Below are 22,025 nucleotides of genomic sequence, written 5' to 3' on the forward strand. Positions count from 1 at the left end.
CGCCACGGCCGACGCGGCCGCGGGCGAATGGTGGCAGCGCGCCGTGCCGGAGGAGCGGGTGCTGCAAGCCGAGCGCACCGGACACCGTACGCTCGCGACTGCGGTACGACGGCAGGGACTGCACGTTCTGGGGGGCACACGGGCATGACGGCAGCGAACGGGCGGACGGCGGGCGGAGGGGGCGCGGTCCATGGAGGGGCGGCCGCGGGGGACACCCTCGCCGCGGTGGTACGGCAGTGGCAGACGGTCCACCCCGACCTCGACACCGGTCCCATGGAGATCATCGGCCGCATCAACCGCTGTGCAGCGCTCCTCCAGCAGGCCGAGGACGCGCCCCTGCGACACGCCGGACTCACCCGACCCGAGTTCGATCTCCTCGGCGCCCTGCGCCGCACCGGCCTCGAACTGACCCCCGGCGAGCTGGCCCGCGAGACCTTCTCCTCCGGCGCCGCCGTCACCAAGCGGCTCAAGCAGCTCACCGAGCGCGGTCTGGTCGAGCGCAGGGGCGACACCCGCGACCGACGCGTCGCCCATGTGCGCCTCACGGACTCCGGACGCGAACTGGTCGACTCCATCCTGCCCGAGCAGCTCTCGTACGAGACCGCGGTCCTGTCCGGGGTCGACGGCGCCGAGCAGCGGGAACTCGCCGCGCTGCTGGGCGAGTTGCTGGTCCAGCTGGAGGGCCGGCTGCGCACCCCGCGCGGCTGACGTCCCACCGCCGACAGCGTCAAGTCCCGATAGATCCCGGCTCCTTCCGGCTCCCTAGCCCTCGTCGCCCGCCCTGTAGATGCCGAACACCGCGCCCTGCGGGTCCCGGAGCACCGCGATGCGCGGGCCCTCGGGGACCGACGTGGGTTCCATGAGAACGCCGCCGTCCGCCTGCGTACTCGCCTCGGCGGTGGCCTCGACGTCCTCGACGGCGAAGTACGGCAGCCAGTGCGAAGGCACCTCGTGCGGGAACTTGTCGCCCATCTCCACCATGCCGCCGAAGTCGGCGCCGTCGATGCCCCACTGCGTGTAGTGCTCCGAGGCGTTGACGGTCCAGCCGAACACCGTCGTGTAGAAGGCAGTGACCAGGTCGGGGGTACGTGTCATCAGCTCGACCCAGCCGAGCGCGCCGGGGGCGTTGAACAGCCCGGCACCGGCGAAGGAGCGCGCCTGCCAGAGCTGGAACACCGCGCTGCCCGGGTCGGCCACCACCGCGAAACGCCCGAGGTCGAAGACGTCCATCGGCTCCAGGACGACCGCGCCGCCCGCGTCCCGTACCGCCTGCACGGTCGTGTCCACGTCGGGCACCGCGAACGACACGTTCCAGGCGACCGGCTGCGACTCCTGGAACAGCGGGGTCAGGGCGGCGACCGACGCGTCGCCGAGGTGCGCGAGCGTGTAGCCGCCCGCCTCGGCGCGCGGATCCGTCTCGGGGCGCCAGCCGAAGACATCGGCGTAGAACCGCTTGGCCGCCTCCAGGTCACTGGTCCCCAGCTCGGTCCAGCAGGGCCCGCCGGGCACCGGCTTGTCCAGTTTCATGGCCGACCTTCTTTCCGACTTTCCGGTGTGAGCAGGTCAGGAGCACGAAGGGCTCCTCCACGCACGCTAGTCCCGGCCACGGGCCCCGGCGAGCCGACGGAAAACCACATGGCGGGACCACTCGGCGAGGCGTACTCTCGCCGCGTACCGCACCTCATGGCGGCCTCCTCATGTACATCGATCCGGAGGTCTCCCCATGCCCGCGCTCACGGTGCGTCCCTTCCATCGCGACGACCGCGACCAGCTCACCGAACTCGTCAACGCGCATGTCGCCGCTGTCGTCCCCGGTGTCTCCGTCTCCGTGAACACCGTGCTCAGCGGTATGACACGGCAGCCGGACGAGTTCATCACCGACCCGTGGGTGGCCGAGCGGATCACGCTCGTCGCCGAGCAGCGCCGGTACGTGGTGGCCGGCGCGCATCTCCTGCGCTACCGCGCCGACACCGAGGTCGGTGAGAGCTTCCGCGACGCCGGCGCGATCGACTGGTTCGTCTGCCATCCGCCCGCCTCCTTCTGGCCGGACTCCGACCAGGCCTCCGATCTGCTGATGGCGGCCTGTCTGGCCCAGCTGGCCCGCTGGAACGTCCGCCTCCGTTACGCCGACGGATCCCTGCCCGCGCCCGTCGTCTACGGACTGCCACGGCCCTGGCCGCACATCCGCGCAGCTTACGAACGGGCCGGCTTCCGGCACACGGGCGACACCGAGGTCATCCTGATCGCCGACGTGGCCGATCTGCCGTCGCTCACGCCCCTGCCGGGCGTCTCCGTCGACCGCACGCTCGGTGAGTGCGGCACCCGCTTCACGGCTCACGCCGACGGGCGCGTACTCGGCTTCATCGAGGTCGACACGTCCCTGGACCGCCCCGAACGTCACGCACGCAGCGGCGGCCTCGCCGACATCGGCAACCTCCACATCGAGCACCCGGTGGACGGCCTGGAGAACTGGCTCCTGGCCCAGGCCGCCCGCTGGTTGCGACTCTCAGGTGTACGGAGGCTCTTCGCGTACGAGGCCTCCGGCGCCATGGAATCGATCGCGCGGCTGACCGGCGCCGGGTTCCACGAGCTGACTCGCACGGATCGTGGGTGGGAGCACCTCCCGTAGGACACCCTCACGCGCCACCGCGCCGGGGCGAGTCGAGTTACTCGCCCCGGGTGGGCTTCAGGACGGTACGGACCGCGAGTTCGCCCATCTCGGCGAGGGGCCGGCGGGCCGTCGTGAGCGGGGGAGCCGACCGGCGGACTTCCGGAAGATCGCCGAAGCCGACCACGCTCATGTCCTCGGCCTGCACGGTGTCCTAGGACGCGGGGGCGCCGAGTCCTGGCGTACCGGGTGCCGGCGGGACCTCCCAGCCGACATCCGAAATCAGGTGAAATGCCCTGACTGGGAAGGGAGTTGAGCGGATGACGCGGTGGCGGACACCGTGGCACTCATGTCCACTTCTCCGACTGGGCGGAGCACCCGCGGCGGTACGGCCTCCTGATCGCGGAGGCTGGGGGCCGTTCCGTCCCACCAGTCGGCGTTGCCGTCCTCGATGCAGCGCAGCAGGACGCCTTCGCGCAGCGCCCAGGGGCAGAGGGTCATCTCCTCGATGCCCATCAGCTTCATCGTGGTGTGCGCGACGATCGCCCCGGCCAGGGACTGACCTGCCCGCGCGGGAGAGATGCCGGGCAGGAGGGCGCGATCCGCTGCGGGCAGCACCGTCAGCCGCTCGACGGCCACACGGAGGTCGGTACGGGTGATGCCGCGCGGGGTGAAGGGCCCCGACCGGCCCGGGGCCGCGCCGCACAGCCGGCCCAGCTGCTGGAGGGTGCGCGAGGTGGCGACCGTCGTACGCGGTGCCTCCCAGCGGATACGGGCCGCGACGTCACGCAGCTGGTGGCGTACGTGCCGGCGGAGCAGCTTGGCCCGGCGAAGCGACGGCGGGTCCTGGCCGCGGAAGAACTCGCGGGTCAGCCGGCTGGCCCCCAGCGGCAGCGAGATCGCGAAGTCCGGCAGCTTGCTCCGGCCGAACGCCACCTCCAGCGTCCCGCCTCCGATGTCCAGCATGGCCAGCGGCCCCGCGCGCCAGCCCATCCAGCGCCGCGCCGCCAGGAAGGTCAGCTCCGCCTCGACCTCGCCGGGCAGGACACGCAGCGGTACTCCCGCCTCCGCGGCGACCCGCTCCAGGACCTCGGGGCGGTTCGGGGCGTCCCGCACGATCGCCGTGGCGAAGGCGAAGGGCTGGGTCACCCCCCACCGCCTGCCTTCCACCCGGGCCTCCGCCACCGCCTCCACCAGCCGGTTCACCTGTTCCTTCGGCAGGTGACCACCCCGCTCGACATGGTCGGAGAGCCTCAGTCGACGCTTGGCCGTGTGCACGGGGAGCGGAACGGCTCCATCCGTTTCCGCGATGACGAGTCTTACCGTGTTCGAGCCGACGTCCAGTACACCCATACGCATCCCCACTCCGTACCCTTGGCGGCCCTGGGCACACCGTCGCGGGAACACCCGCGAGGTCCCGTTTGGGTTGTTATGGGTGGGTACTATGCCTTTATGGACAGCTTCGGCAGGGAGATAGCCATTCCCCACGAAGTCGTGGCCGGTTCGGCACCCTTCGTGGTGGGACTTCTGATCACGGCGATGCTGGTCGTCGCGGTGTGGTGGGGGATGCGGGTGCGCGCCCGGGAACCCGGTCCGCCGCGTCCCGAGGACCACCCCCATCTGCCCGCAGGTGGCGCGGTCCACGAGATCAGCGAGATGCGCGAGCCCGACGAGATGCCGCACAACGGCAGGGTCCTCACCCCGTACGAACTGCACGGCAACATCTCCTCACGCCGCGCCAAGGACCAGACACGACCGATCTGGGGCCGCAACAGCAGCGGCGGCTTCGGCAGCGGCGGGCTCGGCCACCACTGAGGGGTTCGGGCACCGCCGATGGGCTCGGTCCCTGAGGCGTACGGGCCCTGAGGCGCCAGGTTCCGTTCCGGTGCCCTCACGCCCGCCCCGGCAGCTCGCACGCGACGATCCCCTTCTCCAGCAGGCTGCCCAGGATCAGCATGCCGTCGTGCGCGTACACGCTGGTCACCATCCGGTAGCCCGCCCTGCGATGCCTGAGGTCGTGACGGACGCGGCCGCCCGGGCCGATGCCCAGCACGCGGGCGACGGGGAGAGGGCGGACCGGCAGGGGCCGGACCGCCCGCCACGCCGCCCGTCGTGCGCCCGCGGGCGCCCGGCGCAGCCAGTCGAGAGGCCGCTGTCGCGGGCCCGCCAGAGCGACCCACACCGTGCCGTCCGTGCCGCGGGAGAGGTTGCCCGGGAATCCGGGGAGGTTCGCGACCAGGGTGTCGCGCTGCCCGGTCAGCGGGCCGGACAGCCACAGCCGGGTGAGGCGGTACGCACCGGTCTCGGCCACGGCGACCCAGGACTCGTCCTCGGCCAGCACGACTCCGTTCGCGAAGTCCAGGCCGTCCAGCAGGACCTCGGGCTCGCCACCGCCGGGCGGGAGCCGCAGCAGCCGTCCCGTCGCCGTCCGCTCCATCAGGTCGCCGAGCCACTCCTGAAGCCCGAACCGCCTGCTGGAGGCCGTGAAGTACACCGTGCCGTCCGCCGCCGCGGCCGCGCTGCTGCAGAACCGCAACGGCTCACCCGCCACGCGGTCGACCAGAACCTCGACGCTCCTTGCCGACCCGGCCCCCGCCCTGGAGTCGGCCTCCGGCGTGACCCGCAGCAGCCCGCGCTCCGCGTCGCACACCAACAGCCGCCCGTCCGGCAGGACTTCGAGCCCGAGCGGGCGCCCTCCCGTCCGGGCGATCTGCTCCACACGGGCGGGACCGCGCGGCCGGACGCGGAGGATGCGGCCGTCGGCCACGCCTGTGATCACACGGCCTTCACGGTCGACGACGACATCCTCGGGACCCGTGCCACCGAGGGGGATCGGACGAAGGGGCGGCAGGGCGCCGGGCCCCGCGGTGCGGGCTGTCACGGAGAGTCGCGGTGTCATGAGGAGCGTTCTGCCCGTATAAGGCGGCAGAACTCCTCGGCGCGTCCGTGCGCCCTCGTCAGTGCCCCCTCGTGCATGGGCCCGAGGACCACGGGACCACACGCTCGCCGCCGGTCTCGCCGGAGTCCGGTGAGGGCAGTTCGGCCGTTCGGCAGTCAGCGGTTCCGCAAAGCCTTGATCAGCTCGTCCTTCGACATCGACGAGCGGCCCTCGACACCTACCTTCTTCGCCTGTTCGTACAGATCCTGCTTCGACCGGTCCTCGTACGAGCCGCTCCTGCCGCCCTTGCGCGAGGAGGACTTCGGACTGTTGGCGATCCGAGCCGCCTTCTCCTTGCCCGCGCCCTCGCGGCGCAGCGCCTGGTAGGTGTTCTCGTCCTTGATCTGCGGCCTGGGCATGGGTTCCCTTTCTCCCGTTGTCCGGGAACTGGAGCCTCGCGGGGCGGCCACTCCTGGCGTCGCCCTGCGGGGGCGTTTCGGGTACCCCCGACCGGCCACTCGGAACACATGACGCACATCGGACACACGATGATGACCGGGCAGGCGGGCCCCCGTGACCGGCCACCCGGCACACCCGGCCCGAGGACGTCGCGGAGTCGATCCCGTGCGGCGATGACCATCAACTCCCCTTCCTGGACTGGGCCGAGAAGAAACTGCTCCCCGCACTGAAGGACCTGTGAAGGACCTCTGAGGGGTATCTCAAGCCCCCGAAGGGACCTCCGGGCGGCCGACCGAAGGGAAGATCATGGCCATCGCCGCATACCGCCTCGTAGCCCTGGACTGCCCGGACCCACCCGCCCTCGCGGAGTTCTACGCGGGCGTGCTCGGCGGTGAGGTCAAGCAGTACGACGACGACTGGTACGACCTCCACGTGCCCGGCGGCCACCGCATCTCCTTCCAGCGGGTCCCGGACCACCGCCCGCCGGACTGGCCGCGCGCCGACGAGAACTCCCAGCAACTGCACCTGGACTTCACGGTGCAGGACATCGATGCGGCCGAGCCGCAGCTGCTGGCCCTGGGCGCCACCCCGCTCGACCTGGACGACAAGGGCGGCACCCGCGGGTGGCGCGTGTACGCGGACCCGGCCGGCCACCCGTTCTGCCTGTGCTGGGACTGACCGTGGTGGCGCGACGGGAGTGCGCGCTGCCCCAGGGGTCCCGCCGGAGCCGCCCGCCGAGGGCCGTCCGCGCAGGGGCTCTGCTCAGGACCGTCCGCGCAGCGCCTCCGCTCAGGGCCGGTACCGCAGCGGATGGTCCGCCGGTACCTCCACCACCACGATCTCCGTGCCGTCCGGATCCGCGAGCCACATCTCGATCAGCCCCCACGGCTCCTTCACCGGAGGCCGGCGCACCTCGACGCCCGCGGCCACGAGTTCCTCGTACGCTGCTGCGACGTCCGCGACCTGGAGCCACAACTTGACGGCGGGGGAGGGGGGTTCCTCGGAGCGGCCCGCGACCTCCAGGAAGCCGCCGCCGAAGAAGTAGACCGTGCCGCGCTCGGGACCCGTACCGAACTCGCGGTAGACGGGCAGCCCCAGCTTCTCGCCGTAGAAGGCACGGGAACGCTCGGGGTCGGTGGGGCGGAGCAAGGTCCGGCTGCTCAGTACATGCACCATGCGCCCGGAGCCTAATAGGAGCGTTACGCTCAGCGGTGCCCGAGCCGCGCCCGAGATCGGAGAACCGCTCCATGGACACCGCCGCCACCGGACTGACGTTCCGCGATGCCACCGACGCCGACGTGGACGCCCTCGTCGTGCTGATCGAGTCGGCCTACCGAGGAGACTCCAGCCGCACGGGGTGGACCACCGAGGCGGACATCCTGGAGGGCCAGCGGACCGACCCGGAAGGCGTGCGCGCGGTCATCAAGTCTCCCGACAGCCGCCTGCTGACCGTCGAGCGCGACGGCACGGTGGTCGCCTGCTGCCAGCTCGAACACCGCGGTGACCACGCCTACTTCGGCATGTTCGCGGTCAGCCCCGCGCTCCAGGGCGCCGGCCTCGGCAAGGTGATCATCGCCGAGGCGGAGCGGTTCGCCCGCGAGACCTGGGCCGTCAAGGAGATGCACATGACCGTGATCTCCGTACGCGACGACCTCATCGCCTGGTACGAGCGGCGCGGCTACCGCCGTACGGGAGAGATGACTCCCTTCCCGTACGGCGACGAGCGGTTCGGCATCCCGCAGCGCGACGACCTGCGGTTCGAGCTGCTGGTGAAGCCGCTCGCATGATCAAGCCGCTCGCATAACCGTTCCGCCGCGCGGTCCGGCCGTTACGCCGTGAAGCGGCCGGTGCGCTTGATCTCCGGATAGTCGGTGGTCGCGCCGTCCAGTTCCAGGGCGCGTACGAGGCGCAGATGGTCCTGGGTGTTCACGACCCAGCCGATGATCCGCAGGTCCGCCTTGCGTGCGCGCTCGACGACCTCCAGGGTCAGCCGCCGGATGTTCAGCACGAGACTCGTGGCGCCGACCGCGGTCGCCCGTTCGACGACATCGATGCCATAGCGGCTGGCGACCAGCGCCGTGCGGACGCCGGGTACGAGCCGCGCGATCTCGGCGATGGCCTCGTCGTGGAACGACAGGACCTCGACCCTGCCGACCAGGTCGCGCCGGTTCATGACCTCCGCCAGCGCCCGGGCAGCGGCCACGTCCTTGATCTCGGCCTGCAGCGGGGCCGTGACGGCGTCCAGTACCTCCTCGAAGACCGGGATGCGCTCACCGCGGCCCGCGTCGAGCACCCGCAGCTCGGCGAGGGTCTTCTCGGCGATCGGCCCCGAACCGTCGGTCGTACGGTCCACGTCGGCGTCGTGCATGACGACGAGCGCGCCGTCCTTGCTCAGATGCAGATCGAGTTCGATCAGGTCCAGGCCGGCCTGCTGGGCGGCGATGAAGGAGCGGAGGGTGTTCTCGGGCTCGACACCCATGATTCCGCGGTGCCCGATGGTGAGAAAGTTCAAGGCTGACTCCGCTTCCGTCGACGGCGGCTCGGCTGCCGCGTGCTGCGGTCCCGTGCCCACGCGGCAAGGCCGCAGCCTAATGGCCCGGCCCGGCGTTGAACCCGCTCCGGCAGCGGGGAATGAGGCCTTCCAGCGGCGAGAACAGGCCGTGCCGGGCCCCTCCCGCCTCACTCCTGCGTGGGCGAGTCCCGGGCGGGTTGACCGAACTCCGGCGGCTACCCAGCAATCGGCGGAAGTAATCGTCCCCGTGGCGTCCGGCAGGAAAAAGAGCGGTGAAGATAGGGGGATGCAGGATAATCTCCCGAGTCTCCACTTGTGGCGGAGAACCCTGCACGCATACGGTGTCCATACGCGAGGTTCTCCCGTGAAGGATGGGTCATGACGGAAATTCTTGTGCAGGTGGGTACGGAGGAGCAGGCTCCTCCCCGGGACAGGGTGGTGGAGCACCCGGCCTGGCCCGTGCTCAAGGATGCCGTGGAGCGGATCCGGCCATGGCAGTCCAAGGACGGTTCGGTCGACTTCGAAGCCGAGGACGCCCCGGATCAGGCCGACGCCGGTCTGGCCGTGCGCCGTGTCATCGACGCGGTCGAGGAGCTCTCCCCGCTCCTTCCGCACGACGCCGCCTACCACGAGGCGCTGGTCAAGGACCTGCACCGCTGGGCCGAGGGTGGCTTCCAGGTCCCCGACTTCCTCGACTCCCTGCTGGCCTTCCAGCCCGCCGCGCACCGCGAGGACGGGCTCCAGCACCTGGTCGTCTTTCCGATGTACACGCAGAACGGCAATCCGGACCGCAACTTCGAAGCGGTCGTCCTGCGCATGGTCTGGCCCCAGTGGCTGGCCGATCTTGAGCGCACCCGCTACGACAACCCGCTGTTCTGCGGCATCACCTTCGAGGACTTCACGGCCGGATACGACACCAACTCGGCCGTCCTCTTCCCGGAGACCATCGCCGTGCGCGAGGCCCCCGAGCGGTTCAGCTGGGGCGGCATCTTCTGCGACCGCGAGGCCGCCCGCTTCCGCAAGGTCACCGAGGCCGCCGTCGACACGCTCGGCCTCGAACTGCCCGACGACATCCGCGAGATGGTCGGCGACCAGGCACGCTGCGAGCAGGCCTTCGTCCTGTGGGACATGGTCCACGACCGCACCCACAGCCACGGCGACCTGCCCTTCGACCCCTTCATGATCAAGCAGCGCCAGCCGTTCTGGATGTACGGCCTGGAGGAGCTGCGCTGCGACCTCACCGCCTTCAAGGAGGCCGTGAAGCTGGAGGCCGACGGTTTCCCGCAGGGCCGTGACGTGCAGTACGCGGTGCTGTTCGACCGCATGTTCCGCTTCCCCGTGACCGGCGACCGCGTCCGCAACTACGACGGGCTCGGCGGCCAGCTTCTCTTCGCCTACCTGCACAAGCACGACGTCGTCCGCTGGACCGACAACAAGCTGCACATCGACTGGCAGCGCGCCCCGCAGGTCACCAACCAGCTGTGCGCCGAGATCGAGAAGCTGTACCGCGACGGCATCGACCGTCCGAAGCTGGTCCACTGGTTCGCGGCGTACGACATGGTGTCCCAGTACCTCGCCCCGCACCCGGGATCCCGCTGGGCCAAGGGTCCGGACGCCCTCGACCTGAACCAGCCGCCGCGCAAGCTCGTGGACGACGTGCTTCCGGACGAGTTTCCCCTGAGCATGTTCTATGAGGCCCTCTCCAAGAAGCTGAAGAACGTGATCGCCTCCACGAAGGGCATCACGGCGGAGAGTGCCGAGCGGGTGGCCGCGTGAGCGACCGCGCCAATATCACTGCTCAGGAGGCGAAGATCATGGGGAATGGGGCTCTCAGCGGTGCGGTGATCGCGGTGGCCGGCGCGGGTGGACCCGCGGGCCGGGCGGCGCTTCTGCGGCTTGCCGAGGCGGGTGCGACCGTCGTCGGCGCGGACAACGATCCCGAGCGGCTCGCGGAGGCGGTGGACGCCGCCCGGTACGCGCACGGCGGCTCCACGGTCGTCGGCGACACGGTCGACCTGCTCGACCTGCAGTCCAGCCACGACTGGGCCGCCCGCATCGAGAAGGACTTCGGCCGGGTCGACGGCCTGGTCCACCTCGTGGGCGGCTGGCGGGGCAGCGAGACCTTCACCAAGACGGTCCTCGACGACTGGGACCTCCTGGAGATGCTGCTCATCCGCACCGTGCAGCACACCTCCCTCGCCTTCCACGAGGCGCTGCAGCGCAGCGACCGCGGCCGGTACGTCCTGATCAGCGCCGCGGGGGCCAGCAAGCCCACCGCGGGCAATGCCGCCTACTCCGCAGCCAAGGCCGCGGCCGAGGCGTGGACGCTGGCCATGGCCGACTTCTTCCGCAAGGCCGGAGTATCCGAGGGCGCGGAGGGGGCGACGTCCGCGGCTGCCATCCTGGTCGTGAAGGCGTTGGTGCACGACGCGATGCGCGCCGAGCGCCCGAACGCGAAGTTCGCGGGCTTCACGGACGTCAAGGAGCTGGCCGAGGCCATCACCGGCGTCTGGGAGCGGCCCGCCTCCGAAGTGAACGGAAAGCGTCTGTGGCTGACCGAGAAGCGGTGAACCCTCCGAAGACCGACGCCCGGCGTCGTCACGACCCGGAGATCCGCGGATTCGCCAGCGACAACTACGCGGGGGCCCACCCCGAGGTGCTCGCCGCCCTGGCCCTTGCCAACGGCGGGCACCAGATCGCGTACGGCGAGGACGACTACACCGACCACCTCCAGCAGGTGATCCGGGGCCACTTCGGCGCGAGTGCCGAGGCGTTCCCCGTCTTCAACGGCACGGGCGCGAACGTCGTGGCGCTCCAGGCGCTCACGGACCGCTGGGGCGCTGTGATCTGCGCGGAGAGCGCGCACATCAACGTCGACGAGGGCGGCGCCCCCGAGCGCATGGGCGGGCTCAAGCTGCTCACGGTGCCCACGCCCGACGGCAAGCTGACTCCCGAGCTGATCGACCGGCAGGCGTACGGCTGGGACGACGAGCACCGTGCGATGCCGCAGGTCGTCTCGATCACCCAGAACACCGAGCTGGGCACCGTCTACACGCCCGACGAGGTCCGAGCGATCTGCGAGCACGCCCACGCGCACGGCATGAAGGTGCACCTCGACGGCGCCCGGATAGCCAACGCGGCCGCCTCCCTGAACGTCCCGATGCGGGCGTTCACCAACGCGGTCGGCGTGGACGTCCTCTCCTTCGGCGGCACGAAGAACGGCGCGCTGTTCGGCGAAGCCGTCGTCGTCCTCAACCAGGACGCCGTCAGCCACATGAAGCACCTGCGCAAGCTGTCGATGCAGCTCGCCTCCAAGATGCGCTTCGTCTCGGTGCAGTTGGAGGCGCTCCTCGCCAAGGACCTGTGGCTGCGCAACGCCCGCCACGCGAACGAGATGGCCCAGCGCCTCGCCGAGGGTGTGCGCGCGGTGCACGGCGTCGAGATCCTCCACCCCGTGCAGGCCAACGCCGTCTTCGCGCGGCTGCCCCACGACGTGAGCGAGCGCCTGCAGAAGCGCTACCGCTTCTACTTCTGGGACGAGGCCGCGGGCGACGTCCGCTGGATGTGCGCCTTCGACACGACCGAGGACGACGTCGACGGCTTCGTGGCGGCGCTCAAGGAGGAAATGGCCCGCTAGCGACCCGGTATCGTCGCATGCATAGATATGCGGTCACCTGAAAAGTCATTGACTCTTGGGTGATCGCATTCCTATGCTCTGCGGGCATGGAGCTGATCCAGAACACCCTCGACCTGTCCGCATACTTGGCCGCCGACGAGGTGATCGACCATCACCATCCGCTCGTGCGGGAGACGGCCGCGCGTCTCGCCGAGGGGGTGGCAGACTCGTATGGCTATGCGCGCGCCGCGTACGAGTTCGTGCGCGACACCGTCCCGCACTCCCAGGACGCGGGCGACCCGCGCGTCACTTGGCGCTCCTCCGGCGTCCTGGAACTGCGCACCGGCATCTGCCACGCCAAGGCACATGCGCTAGCCGCGCTCCTGCGGGCCGAGGACATCCCCACCGCGTTCTGCTACCAGTCGCTTCTCCATGACGACGGAAGCGGGCACGTCGTGCACGGTCTGGTCGCCGTGCGGTTCAACGGGGCCTGGCACCGGCAGGACTGCCGCGGCAACAAGCCGGGCGTCGACGCCCGGTTCTCACTCGACGGCGAACGGCTGGCCTTCCCCGTCGATCCGCAGTCCAATGAGGTGGACTACCCAGTGCTGTACGCTGAACCGCATCCGGTCGTCCTGAGTGCCCTCAAGGCAGCCCCCGACCGGCCGCACCTGTGGAAGACCCTCCCCGCCGCACTCTGAGGCAAGGCAGAAGATGACCCTCCCGCTCACCGTGTCCGACGAGGTGCGCGCCCTCGCGCCCGGTTTCACGCACCTCACCATCGAGGCGTACGGACTCGTCAACGGGCCCAGTACGGACGGCACCTCGGAACTCCTCGACGACGCGGCCCGCCGGCTCGCCGCCCGCCTCGACGGGCGCGCCCCGCACGAGGACCCGCACATGGCCGCATGGCGCGAGGTCTACACCGCGTTCGGCTCCAAGCCCTCGCGTACGCGCAACTCGGCGGAGGCGCTGGCGAAGAGGGCTCTCTCGGAGGCCGGGCTGCCCAGGATCAACGTGCTGGTCGACCTCTACAACGCGATCAGCGTCGCCCATCTGATCCCGGTCGGAGGGGAGGACCTCGACCACATCCAGGGCGGGATGCGTCTCGTGCGCGCCACGGGTGACGAGGACTTCGTGACCGTCGCGGCGGGGGAGGAGACCGTCGAACACCCCGACGCCGACGAGGTGGTGTGGTGCGACGAGAGGGGCGTGACCTGCCGCCGCTGGAACTGGCGCCAGGGCCCGCGCACCCGCCTCACCGAGGAGTCGACCTCGGCGGTCTTCCTCCTGGAGAGCCTCACACCGATGCCGGTGGCCGACGTCGAGACCGCGGGAGCCGAACTCGTCGAACTGCTGGAGAAGTTCAGCCCGGGGGCGCGGATCACCGTCCACGCGCCTCGGTAGCGGCTCGGCGCGAGTGGCCGCTCAGCGGGCCTCGGCGGCCTTGACCTCTTCGGGAGTCGGGGCCGTGCCGCCGAGGTGGGCCGGCATCCACCAGGTGTCGTTCGGGCCCTTGGGGCGCACGGGGTAGGCGCGCTGTGCGGCTTCCAGGAGCTCCTGCACACGCTCGCGCAACTGGCGGGTGATCGCGCCCGCGTACTTGTCGCGCGAGGCCTCTATGGCCTCGCCGACGCGGATGGTGATCGGGATGTGGCTGCGCTTGAAGTGGCGCGGGTGGCCCTTGGTCCACAGCCGCTGCGTGCCCCACACTGCCATCGGGATCAGCGGGACGCCGGCCTCCTGGGCCATGCGCGCGGCACCCGACTTGAAGCTCTTCAGCGTGAACGACTGGGAGATCGTGGCCTCGGGGAAGACGCCGACGATCTCGCCGGAGCGCAGCGAGTCGAGCGCGTGGGCGTATGCCACCTCGCCGTTCTTGCGGTCCACCGGGATGTGCTTCATGTTGCGCATCAGCGGGCCGGAGATCTTGTGCCGGAACACCGATTCCTTCGCCATGAAGCGGACCAGGCGCTTCTGCGGAAGGGCGGCCAGACCGTCGAAGATGAAGTCGAGATAGCTGATGTGATTGCTCACCAGCACCGCACCGCCGGAGCGCGGGATGTTCTCCGTTCCCTTGAGGTCGATCTTCAGGTCCCAGGCCTTGAACAACGTCTGGGCGAGACCGATGGCGGGACGGTAGGCAAGCTCAGCCATGGACGGAGTGGACCCTTCTCTCTGGTCTGCCTGGGAAGGGGGCTCCCGGCGGGAAGTTACGCTGCCGTAGGTTTACGGCATTGCGCAGATCGTGCCCCAAGAACGGACGAGTGGCCAGTCCTCGTGCCGCGCAAGCGCGAGATTCTCGTCACGTCACCCCTTGATCCACCTCGGAGTTTTAAGCCGCCTTTACTATGCGCGAACCGTGAGCCGACGTACGAGCAGGTACATCTCGCACCCGAGGCAGTACCCGAACGCCGCGTTCAGAAACGCCGCCGCGAGCGCCGCCCCGGTCGCCGCGAGTCCCAGCCACTCGGGCCCCACTCCGTAACCGATCAACCCCACCGCCGCGAACGCGAAACCGACCGCCTGCGCGAACCGCGGCGGCTCCGGCGCCTCGAACTCCGTCGGCGGCCCGATCCGGGGACGCACCGCCTTGCGGAACAGCCAGCCGTACGGGGAACGCGCCACGCCACCGGCGGCGCCGAGCGCGAACGCCAGCGTCTGCCAGGCCAGCAGCCAGGCGCTGCCGGTGATCAGTACGACCGCCAGTACGACGGTCGTCACGGCCGCTCCGAAACGCGGCCCTCTTGCATCGATGTCCATGGATCAAGCATTCCGCATGGAAAACGATCCGCCGCCGCGGGAATCTTTGCAGTCTCGTGAATGCTGAAACCGGGGATGGCCGGAATCGTGGTGTGTGTCGTGGTGCTCGTGGCGGCGAGCGCCTTCGGAGTGCTGAACCGACGGCGGAGCGGGAGAGTCAGAGTGCGCGGGCGGGACGGCGGAAAGCGTCTGGGCGCGGCCGAGTTGGGCGAGGACCTCGGTGAGCGAGCCACGCTGGTCCAGTTCTCCAGCGCCTTCTGCGCGCCCTGCAGGGCGACCCGCAGGGTCCTCGGCGAGGTCGCCGGCCTGGTCCCGGGCGTGGCGCACATCGAGATCGACGCCGAGGACCACCTCGACCTCGTACGGGAACTCGACATCCTCAAGACGCCGACCGTGCTCGTCCTCGACGCGGACGGACGCGTGGTCCGGCGCGCGACGGGACAGCCGCGCAAGGCGGACGTGATCGCCGCGCTCGGCGAGGCGGTCGGAACACCCTGACCTGTGAAGCTGGACGAGGCTGGAGGGCACCGGTGACGCATCTCCCATATGCCGGGACGCACTTGACTGCACGCACCACCTATCGTCAGCCTGACCGTATGCCCCTGGAACTCCTTCTCGTCGAGCGCGAACGCCCTCGGACCGCGGCTCCGGGCCGCTGCGCGAGCGCGCACTGTCCGGGCTGTTGACCAGCCCAGGACCTGCTCGTCGCCTCCCGCAGAAGGACAACTCCATGACGGCCACGCCCGATCTCGGAACCCCTCGACTCACCTCTCCCGAACTCGCCTCCCCGGACCTCCTGCGCTCCGTCTTCCGGCGGCACGCGGCCGGAGTCGCCGTGATCACCGCCCAGGGCGGCGAGGGTCCGGTGGGCTTCACCGCCACCTCGCTCACCTCGGTGTCCGCCGAGCCCCCGCTGGTCTCCTTCGGCGTCGGCACCGGCGCGTCCAGCTGGCCGGCGATCGCCGAGAGGGACCACGTCGGCGTCCACATACTCGGCGAGCACCAGCGCGAACTGGCGGCCACCTTCGCCCGCAGCGGCGCCGACCGCTTCGGCGCGCCCACCGCCTGGCGGGAGGGCCCCGAGGGCGTCCCCGTACTCGACGACGTCCTCGCCTGGCTCGTCTGCCGGGTCGTCGCGCGCGTACCGGCCGGGGACCACCGCATCGTGCTGGCCGAGGTGGTCCTAGGGGACCCCGCCGGCGCGGGCCGCCCGCTCCTGTACCACCAGGGCGACTTCAAGGGGCTGCGGGAATGACGCGTCGGGCCGTACGGCCCACCTCGCCTGCGTGAGTGTCGAGTTCCGATTACGCTGCGTTGCGAAGGTCACAGTTCAAAGCGCTTGCTTAGAGGGAACCACCTGCGGGAGCGTAGATGTGCGTACTGGCGAGTAATATTTCGCTCGGAGCGCGGGTCGCCCCCACCGGGAACGGCCGCTTCAGGCGCCTATGCTGCCCCTAAGCAGGCAGCCCAGAAAAGACGATGCAGTAGGAGAGCCGGCGTGAGCTTGAGGATCGTTGTCACCGTGAAGTACGTGCCCGACGCCACTGGCGACCGGCACTTCGCCGATGACCTGACCGTCGACCGTGACGACGTGGACGGCCTGCTGTCGGAGCTCGACGAGTACGCGGTCGAGCAGGCCCTGCAGATCGCGGAGGAGTGCCGACGGGAGGACGCCGACGCGGAGATCACCGTGCTGACCGTCGGCCCCGAGGACGCCAAGGACGCCCTGCGCAAGGCGCTGTCCATGGGCGCCGACAAGGCGATCCACGTCGAGGACGACGACCTGCACGGCACGGACATCATCGGTACGTCGCTCGTGCTGGCGAAGGCCATCGAGAAGGCCGGCTACGACCTGGTCATCTCCGGCATGGCGTCCACCGACGGCACCGCCGGTGTCGTCCCGGCGCTGCTCGCCGAGCGTCTGGGTGTTCCGCAGGTCACGCTGCTCTCCGAGGTCTCCGTCGAGGGTGGCCCCAACGGCACGGTCAAGGGTCGCCGCGACGGCGACACCGCCTCCGAGCAGCTCGAGGCCTCCCTGCCGGCCGTCGTGTCGGTCACCGACCAGTCGGGCGAGGCGCGTTACCCGTCCTTCAAGGGCATCATGGCCGCCAAGAAGAAGCCGGTGCAGTCCTGGGACCTGGAGGACCTGGAGATCGAGACGGACGAGGTCGGTCTCGAAGGCTCCTGGACCAAGGTCGACTCCGCCACCGAGCGCCCGGCACGCACCGCCGGCACGATCGTCAAGGACGAGGGCGAGGGCGGCAAGCAGCTCGCCGAGTTCCTCGCGGGCCAGAAGTTCATCTGAGGCCCGTCCGAGCCTCGCTGAACCTCCATTCGCCGACCGCCCCTCATCTTTCGCAAGCAGGAGAGCATTCCCATGGCTGAAGTTCTCGTCTACGTCGACCACGTGGACGGTGCCGTCCGCAAGCCCACCCTGGAACTGCTGACGCTGGCCCGCCGCATCGGCGAGCCCGTCGCCGTCGCGCTGGGCCCCGGCGCCGCCGACACCGCCGCCGCGCTCGCCGAGCACGGCGCGGTCAAGGTCCTCACGCACGACGCCGCGGAGTACGCCGACTACCTGGTCGTACCGAAGGTGGACGCGCTGCAGGCCGCGTACGAGGCCGTCTCCCCGGCCGCCGTGCTCGTGCCGTCCTCCGCCGAGGGCAAGGAGATCGCCGCCCGTCTCGCGGTCCGTATCGGCTCGGGCATCATCACCGACGCCGTCGACCTGGAGGCCGGCGACGAGGGCCCGGTGGCCACGCAGTCCGCGTTCGCCGCCTCCTTCACCACCAAGTCCCGCATCTCCAAGGGCACCCCGGTCGTCACGGTCAAGCCGAACTCGGCCGCCGTGGAGGCCGCCCCGGCCGCCGGTGCCGTCGAGGCCCTCGCGGTGTCCTTCTCGGACAAGGCGACCGGCACCAAGGTCACCGGCCGTACCCCGCGCGAGTCGACGGGCCGCCCCGAGCTGACCGAGGCCGCGATCGTGGTCTCCGGCGGCCGCGGTGTCAACGGTGCCGAGAACTTCTCGGTCATCGAGGCCCTCGCCGACTCGCTCGGCGCGGCCGTCGGCGCCTCGCGTGCCGCGGTGGACGCCGGCTGGTACCCGCACACCAACCAGGTCGGCCAGACCGGCAAGTCGGTCTCCCCGCAGCTGTACATCGCCTCCGGCATCTCCGGCGCGATCCAGCACCGCGCCGGTATGCAGACCTCGAAGACGATCGTCGCGGTCAACAAGGACGCCGAGGCGCCGATCTTCGACCTGGTCGACTACGGCGTGGTCGGCGACCTCTTCGAGGTCGTCCCGCAGCTCACCGAGGAGATCAACACCCGCAAGGGCTGATCGCTTCACGGGTACCCCGCAGGTGTCTCGCGGGCACCTCGTGACCTACGAGGCCCCGGTGACCGTCACGGTCACCGGGGCCTCGCCTCATGTCAGGGTCAGCCCAGGGTCAGCGACGCCTGTACGGGCAGATGGTCGCTCGGGAACTGTCCGTCCACGGAGAAGGTGTTGATCGACGCCCGGTGGGCGGTCACACCGGGCGTGGCGAGTATCCAGTCGATGCGGTCGCCGTCCGGGGTCAGGGGCCGGTAGCCGTGGAACGTGGCGTACAGCTTGCTCCGCTCGGCCGCGGTGTCCCAGGTGTCGGTGAGTCCGGCGGCCAGCATCGTGTCGTAGACCGGGTTCTTGTGGGCGGCGATGTTGAAGTCGCCGGTCACCAGGAGCGGCAGGGTCCGGTCGAGACCGGCGATCCGTGAGGCGATCAGGGACGCCGCACGCGCGCGTGCGTTCTGGCTCGCGTTGTCGAGGTGGGTGTTGAGGAAGTAGAACTGCCGCTCGCCGTCGCCCAGATCACGGAAGCGGACCCAGGTCACCATGCGTATCGACCCGCCGCCCCAGGTGTTCGATCCGATGACATTGGGGGTGTCGGAGAGCCAGAAGTGGTCGTACTCGACCGGGGCGAGTCTGCGGGTGTCGTAGTAGACCGCCATGAACTCGTCGCGGCTGCCGCCCGCGCGGCCCGTGCCGATCCAGTCGTAGTGCGGTCCGAGGTCGGTCTCGATGTCGCGCACCTGCTGGTAGAGACCCTCCTGGACGCCCATGACGTGCGGCCGCTCCCGGCGCAGCAGTTCGCGCATCACGGGGCGGCGGACGGCCCAGCTGTTGGGTTCGGCGGTGCTCGCGTAGCGCAGATTGAACGACATGACCTCCAGCCGGCGACTCCGCGATATTCGGTTCGCCGCGGAGGCGGGTGAGGTCGACAGTGCTGTACTGGACAGAGGCAGGGTGACCGCCGCTGCGAGAGCGGTCTTGAGGCCCAGGCGACGCGTGACTCGACTGCGGTGGGGCACGGGTGGCTCCTTCTCTGGCGGAGGCCGGTTCCTGTGAGGGGCACCGGTTCTGCTGCGGATGGCGGCGATTCGTGCGCATCGCAGTTTCGAAGCTGGGCGTGAACATGTCGAGATCCCGGGGTGGACCCCGAAGGAAGTCCCGAGGGCGGCCCCGAGGGAATTCAGGGGCGGCCGCGGTGCGAGTCCCGGGCCGCCGGGGAAGGGATCCGGCGACGACCGGGGAAGGAATACGGACGTGGCCCGGCAGGGTATCCGATGCGGTCGGGGCGGGAGCCCGGGGGGTGACCCGGGAGCCCGGAGGGTGTTGACCGGCGGAAGGTCCGCGGATAACTTCGCTCTACGGATATTTGATTCCGTGGAGCGGAAAACAGGAGGGCGTGGAATGGGTCAGGGCCAGCAGGAGAAGGTGGCGACGAGCCTCGCGGGCGCGGTCAGCGAGGAGATCAGCGCCTCCCTCGCCCCGGTCGACGCCGAGTTGGAGCGCCGCTACCCCGGCGACCCCGGCACCCGCCAGCCCGTCCACACCGTGTACGTCCCCGGTGACGTCTTCGCCGTCGACACCATCCGCGCCTGGGGCGACCAGGCCCTCGCGGCCCTCGACGAACACGCACCCGACGCCGCCTCCTTCGCCGCGGTCCTCGGCCTCCCCGACGACCTCGCCGCGCCCGTGTACGACCGCGTGCGCGCCAAGCTGGAGCGCGAGCCCATCGAGGACCTCCGCGTCGACTTCGAGGACGGCTACGGCCCGCGCCCGGACGCCGAGGAGGACGAGGCGGCGGCCCGCGCGGCACGGCTGGTCTCGGAGGCGTACGAGACCGGGACGGCGGCCCCGTACATGGGCATCCGCATGAAGTGCATGGAGGCGCCGGTCCGTGACCGGGGCATCCGCACGCTCGACATCTTCCTGACCGGCCTGATGGAGGCGGGCGGCCTGCCCGACGGGCTGGTGCTGACCCTCCCCAAGGTGACCTATGCCGAGCAGGTCACGGCCATGGTGCGGCTCCTCGAGGAGTTCGAGAAGGCGCGCGGCCTGGAACAGGGCCGGATCGGCTTCGAGATCCAGATCGAGACCAGCCAGTCCATCCTCGCCACCGACGGCACCGCGACCGTCGCCCGCATGATCCAGGCCGCGGAGGGGCGGGCCACGGGACTGCACTACGGCACCTTCGACTACAGCGCCTGCCTCGGCGTCTCCGCCGCCTACCAGGCCAGCGACCATCCGGCCGCCGACCACGCCAAGGCGATCATGCAGGTCGCGGCCGCGGGCACCGGCGTCCGTGTCTCGGACGGCTCCACGAACGTCCTGCCGGTCGGCCCGACGCCGAAGGTCCACGACGCCTGGCGGCTGCACTACGGCCTCACCCGCCGCGCGCTCGCCCGCGCCTACTACCAGGGCTGGGACATGCACCCCGGCCACATCCCCACGCGCTACGCGGCCGTGTTCGCGTTCTACCGCGAGGGCTTCGAGCAGGCCGCGGGACGTCTCGCCCGGTACGCCAACCACGCCGGCGGCGACGTCATGGACGAGCCCGCCACCGCCAAGGCCCTCAGCGGCTACCTCCTGCGCGGCCTGGACTGCGGCGCCCTCGACATCGCCGAGGTGGCCCGAGCGGCGGGCCTGACCCGCGCCGACCTGGAGGCCTTCGCGACTCCGAGGCGGGCGGACCTGACAATCTCGACTCCGTAAGAGCCCCGCCCCGCCAGGGGCGCGGGGAACTGCGCGATCAGGCACACACGGCCCGCTGGTTCACGACGGCCCGTGGCACCCCTCACACCGGTGGCACCCCGCACGTACCGACCAAGTCACAGCGACAGCGTCCCGCCCCGACTGTCACTTCCGCCCCGTACTCTGGTCGCCACTCATTGGTGTGACTCAGGAACGGGGCAGCGGTGTCTTCGGGGGAAAACCAACAACCAGGGGAGAAGGACCGGCCGGACGGGCCCGACCAGCCCGACGGAATCGGCCGGCTCCTCGTCGGACGCTACCGCGTCGTCGCCCAACTGGGCCGCGGCGGCATGGGCGTCGTCTGGCGGGCGCTCGACGAGGTCCTGGGCCGCGAGGTCGCGGTCAAGGAACTGCGTACGTACTCGGACGCGGGCGCGCCCGAACTGGCGGACCTGGGGCTGCGCATGCAGCGCGAGGCGCGCGCGGCGGCCCGCGTGCGCCACCCCGGAGCCGCCGCCGTGCACGACGTGGCGGAGGTCGACGGCCGGCCGCTGATCGTCATGGAGCTGGTGGACGGGCCGTCCCTGGACGACGTCCTGCGCGAGCGCGGCACCCTCGACGCACGCGAGGTGGCCGGGATCGGTGCGAAGGTGATGGACGCGCTCTCCGCGGCCCACCGCGCCGGAGTGCTCCACCGTGACGTGAAGCCCGGCAACATCCTGCTCGACCGCTCCGGCCGGCTCGTCCTCACCGACTTCGGCATCGCCACGATGGACGACCCGGGCGACGGCTCCGCCACCCATCTCACCCGCAGCGGTGAACTGGTCGGCTCCCTGGACTACTTGGCACCCGAGCGGGCGCAGGGCCACGAACCGGGCCCCGCCTCCGACATCTGGGCCCTGGGCGCCACGCTGTACGCGGCCGTCGAGGGGTCCTCGCCGTTCCGGCGTACGTCGACCTGGTCCACACTCACGGCGATCGTGGTCGAACCGCTGCCGGAGCCGCAGCGCGCCGGACCGCTCGGTCCCGTTCTGCAGCAACTGATGCACAAGCAGCCGGAGTCCCGCCCGGACGCCGGGGAAGCGAGCCGCCTGCTGCAGGCGGTTGCGGACGCCACCACCGGCACCGACTCGGCGACCACGGGCCTGCGCCCGCCCGCTCCCCGGCCGCGTG

General features: G+C 70.6%; 25 protein-coding genes and 2 pseudogenes. 17 read left to right on the forward strand and 10 right to left on the reverse strand.

The genetic code is table 11. The annotated features are described in order from the left end of the window. Positions 1-144 precede the first annotated feature (144 nt). Positions 145-708 (forward strand): MarR family winged helix-turn-helix transcriptional regulator, encoded by a 564-nt coding sequence (locus tag O3Q52_RS23295; protein ID WP_269650710.1) that lies wholly within the window; start codon positions 145-147, stop codon positions 706-708. Positions 709-762: 54 nt separating this feature from the next. Here the strand turns inward: O3Q52_RS23295 and O3Q52_RS23300 are convergent, their stop codons facing one another. Beyond that, the gene (locus O3Q52_RS23300) at positions 763-1,527 is read right to left on the reverse strand and encodes a VOC family protein (RefSeq protein ID WP_269650711.1); all 765 of its coding nucleotides are present in this window, start codon (positions 1,525-1,527) and stop codon (positions 763-765) included. A 196-nt stretch (positions 1,528-1,723) separates the two neighbouring features. On the opposite strand from O3Q52_RS23300, the gene O3Q52_RS23305 reads away from it, so the two are divergent. Further along, a complete protein-coding gene (locus O3Q52_RS23305) occupies positions 1,724-2,629 on the forward strand; it encodes an N-acetyltransferase (protein ID WP_269650712.1) in 906 nt (301 codons plus the stop codon). A gap of 40 nt (positions 2,630-2,669) precedes the next feature. On the opposite strand, the pseudogene O3Q52_RS23310 reads toward O3Q52_RS23305, so the two are convergent. Further along, a pseudogene (locus O3Q52_RS23310) lies at positions 2,670-2,807 on the reverse strand (substrate-binding domain-containing protein); the annotation flags it as partial. Between the two features lie 83 nt (positions 2,808-2,890). Next, on the reverse strand, positions 2,891-3,967 hold the full coding sequence (locus O3Q52_RS23315) for a Ppx/GppA phosphatase family protein (protein WP_269650713.1): 1,077 nt from the start codon (positions 3,965-3,967) through the stop codon (positions 2,891-2,893). Between the two features lie 93 nt (positions 3,968-4,060). Between O3Q52_RS23315 and O3Q52_RS23320 the strand changes: the two genes are divergently transcribed. Next, a complete protein-coding gene (locus tag O3Q52_RS23320; RefSeq protein ID WP_269650714.1) occupies positions 4,061-4,423 on the forward strand; it encodes a DUF6479 family protein in 363 nt (120 codons plus the stop codon). 76 nt (positions 4,424-4,499) lie between these two features. Here O3Q52_RS23320 and O3Q52_RS23325 read toward each other — a convergent pair whose 3' ends face one another. Beyond that, on the reverse strand, positions 4,500-5,489 hold the full coding sequence (locus tag O3Q52_RS23325) for an SMP-30/gluconolactonase/LRE family protein (RefSeq protein WP_269650715.1): 990 nt from the start codon (positions 5,487-5,489) through the stop codon (positions 4,500-4,502). A gap of 173 nt (positions 5,490-5,662) precedes the next feature. After that, entirely contained in the window at positions 5,663-5,905 is a 243-nt protein-coding gene (locus tag O3Q52_RS23330) for a Rho termination factor N-terminal domain-containing protein (RefSeq protein ID WP_269650716.1), read from the reverse strand. Positions 5,906-6,066: 161 nt separating this feature from the next. Between O3Q52_RS23330 and O3Q52_RS23335 the strand changes: the two are divergent. Beyond that, a pseudogene (locus tag O3Q52_RS23335) lies at positions 6,067-6,186 on the forward strand (LLM class F420-dependent oxidoreductase); the annotation flags it as partial. A gap of 65 nt (positions 6,187-6,251) precedes the next feature. Continuing rightward, positions 6,252-6,623: a VOC family protein gene (locus tag O3Q52_RS23340; protein WP_269650717.1), complete on the forward strand. Its 372-nt coding sequence runs from the start codon at positions 6,252-6,254 to the stop codon at positions 6,621-6,623. Positions 6,624-6,734: 111 nt separating this feature from the next. On the opposite strand, the gene O3Q52_RS23345 is transcribed toward O3Q52_RS23340, so the two are convergent. Then, the gene (locus O3Q52_RS23345) at positions 6,735-7,121 is read right to left on the reverse strand and encodes a VOC family protein (RefSeq protein ID WP_269650718.1); all 387 of its coding nucleotides are present in this window, start codon (positions 7,119-7,121) and stop codon (positions 6,735-6,737) included. Positions 7,122-7,192: 71 nt separating this feature from the next. Here O3Q52_RS23345 and O3Q52_RS23350 point away from each other — a divergent pair, with 71 nt between their 5' ends. Next, the gene (locus tag O3Q52_RS23350) at positions 7,193-7,732 is read left to right on the forward strand and encodes a GNAT family N-acetyltransferase (protein WP_269650719.1); all 540 of its coding nucleotides are present in this window, start codon (positions 7,193-7,195) and stop codon (positions 7,730-7,732) included. A gap of 41 nt (positions 7,733-7,773) precedes the next feature. Here the strand turns inward: O3Q52_RS23350 and O3Q52_RS23355 are convergent, their stop codons facing one another. Further along, a complete protein-coding gene (locus O3Q52_RS23355) occupies positions 7,774-8,457 on the reverse strand; it encodes a glycerophosphodiester phosphodiesterase family protein (RefSeq protein ID WP_189842207.1) in 684 nt (227 codons plus the stop codon). A gap of 378 nt (positions 8,458-8,835) precedes the next feature. Between O3Q52_RS23355 and O3Q52_RS23360 the strand changes: the two genes are divergently transcribed. From O3Q52_RS23360 to O3Q52_RS23380, 5 genes are all read left to right on the forward strand, one after another. Then, complete coding sequence (locus O3Q52_RS23360) at positions 8,836-10,233, forward strand: DUF6421 family protein (protein WP_269650720.1); 1,398 nt, start codon at positions 8,836-8,838, stop codon at positions 10,231-10,233. A 38-nt stretch (positions 10,234-10,271) separates the two neighbouring features. Next, on the forward strand, positions 10,272-11,027 hold the full coding sequence (locus O3Q52_RS23365) for an SDR family oxidoreductase (protein WP_269650729.1): 756 nt from the start codon (positions 10,272-10,274) through the stop codon (positions 11,025-11,027). Beyond that, a complete protein-coding gene (locus O3Q52_RS23370) occupies positions 11,024-12,094 on the forward strand; it encodes a low specificity L-threonine aldolase (RefSeq protein ID WP_269650730.1) in 1,071 nt (356 codons plus the stop codon). The genes O3Q52_RS23365 and O3Q52_RS23370 overlap by 4 nt, the downstream gene beginning before the upstream one ends. Before the next feature lie 86 nt (positions 12,095-12,180). After that, positions 12,181-12,774 (forward strand): transglutaminase domain-containing protein, encoded by a 594-nt coding sequence (locus tag O3Q52_RS23375; protein ID WP_269650721.1) that lies wholly within the window; start codon positions 12,181-12,183, stop codon positions 12,772-12,774. A gap of 13 nt (positions 12,775-12,787) precedes the next feature. Then, on the forward strand, positions 12,788-13,480 hold the full coding sequence (locus O3Q52_RS23380; protein WP_269650722.1) for a B3/4 domain-containing protein: 693 nt from the start codon (positions 12,788-12,790) through the stop codon (positions 13,478-13,480). 21 nt (positions 13,481-13,501) lie between these two features. On the opposite strand, the gene O3Q52_RS23385 is transcribed toward O3Q52_RS23380, so the two are convergent. After that, positions 13,502-14,230 carry a 1-acyl-sn-glycerol-3-phosphate acyltransferase gene (locus O3Q52_RS23385; protein WP_189842202.1) on the reverse strand — a complete coding sequence of 243 codons (729 nt, stop codon included), beginning with the start codon at positions 14,228-14,230 and terminating at the stop codon, positions 13,502-13,504. Positions 14,231-14,422: 192 nt separating this feature from the next. Beyond that, complete coding sequence (locus tag O3Q52_RS23390; protein WP_269650723.1) at positions 14,423-14,836, reverse strand: DUF4395 domain-containing protein; 414 nt, start codon at positions 14,834-14,836, stop codon at positions 14,423-14,425. A 75-nt stretch (positions 14,837-14,911) separates the two neighbouring features. Here O3Q52_RS23390 and O3Q52_RS23395 point away from each other — a divergent pair, with 75 nt between their 5' ends. The 4 genes from O3Q52_RS23395 to O3Q52_RS23410 all read left to right on the forward strand — a co-directional run bounded on the left by O3Q52_RS23395 (position 14,912) and on the right by O3Q52_RS23410 (position 18,176). Then, the gene (locus O3Q52_RS23395) at positions 14,912-15,334 is read left to right on the forward strand and encodes a thioredoxin family protein (RefSeq protein ID WP_269650731.1); all 423 of its coding nucleotides are present in this window, start codon (positions 14,912-14,914) and stop codon (positions 15,332-15,334) included. A gap of 232 nt (positions 15,335-15,566) precedes the next feature. Further along, positions 15,567-16,091, forward strand: a complete 525-nt coding sequence (locus O3Q52_RS23400; RefSeq protein WP_269650724.1) for a flavin reductase family protein — start codon at positions 15,567-15,569, stop codon at positions 16,089-16,091. A gap of 243 nt (positions 16,092-16,334) precedes the next feature. Continuing rightward, positions 16,335-17,141: an electron transfer flavoprotein subunit beta/FixA family protein gene (locus tag O3Q52_RS23405; protein WP_269650725.1), complete on the forward strand. Its 807-nt coding sequence runs from the start codon at positions 16,335-16,337 to the stop codon at positions 17,139-17,141. A 72-nt stretch (positions 17,142-17,213) separates the two neighbouring features. Beyond that, positions 17,214-18,176: an electron transfer flavoprotein subunit alpha/FixB family protein gene (locus tag O3Q52_RS23410; protein WP_269650726.1), complete on the forward strand. Its 963-nt coding sequence runs from the start codon at positions 17,214-17,216 to the stop codon at positions 18,174-18,176. A 98-nt stretch (positions 18,177-18,274) separates the two neighbouring features. On the opposite strand, the gene O3Q52_RS23415 is transcribed toward O3Q52_RS23410, so the two are convergent. Beyond that, on the reverse strand, positions 18,275-19,186 hold the full coding sequence (locus O3Q52_RS23415) for an endonuclease/exonuclease/phosphatase family protein (protein ID WP_269650727.1): 912 nt from the start codon (positions 19,184-19,186) through the stop codon (positions 18,275-18,277). Between the two features lie 382 nt (positions 19,187-19,568). Here O3Q52_RS23415 and O3Q52_RS23420 point away from each other — a divergent pair, with 382 nt between their 5' ends. Then, complete coding sequence (locus tag O3Q52_RS23420; RefSeq protein ID WP_269650728.1) at positions 19,569-20,873, forward strand: aldolase/citrate lyase family protein; 1,305 nt, start codon at positions 19,569-19,571, stop codon at positions 20,871-20,873. A gap of 272 nt (positions 20,874-21,145) precedes the next feature. Beyond that, on the forward strand, positions 21,146-22,025 hold an 880-nt coding region (locus tag O3Q52_RS23425), incomplete at its 3' end, for a serine/threonine-protein kinase (RefSeq protein WP_269650732.1).

It is taken from the genome of Streptomyces sp. ActVer (assembly GCF_027270795.1).
GTDB lineage: Bacteria > Actinomycetota > Actinomycetes > Streptomycetales > Streptomycetaceae > Streptomyces > Streptomyces umbrinus_A.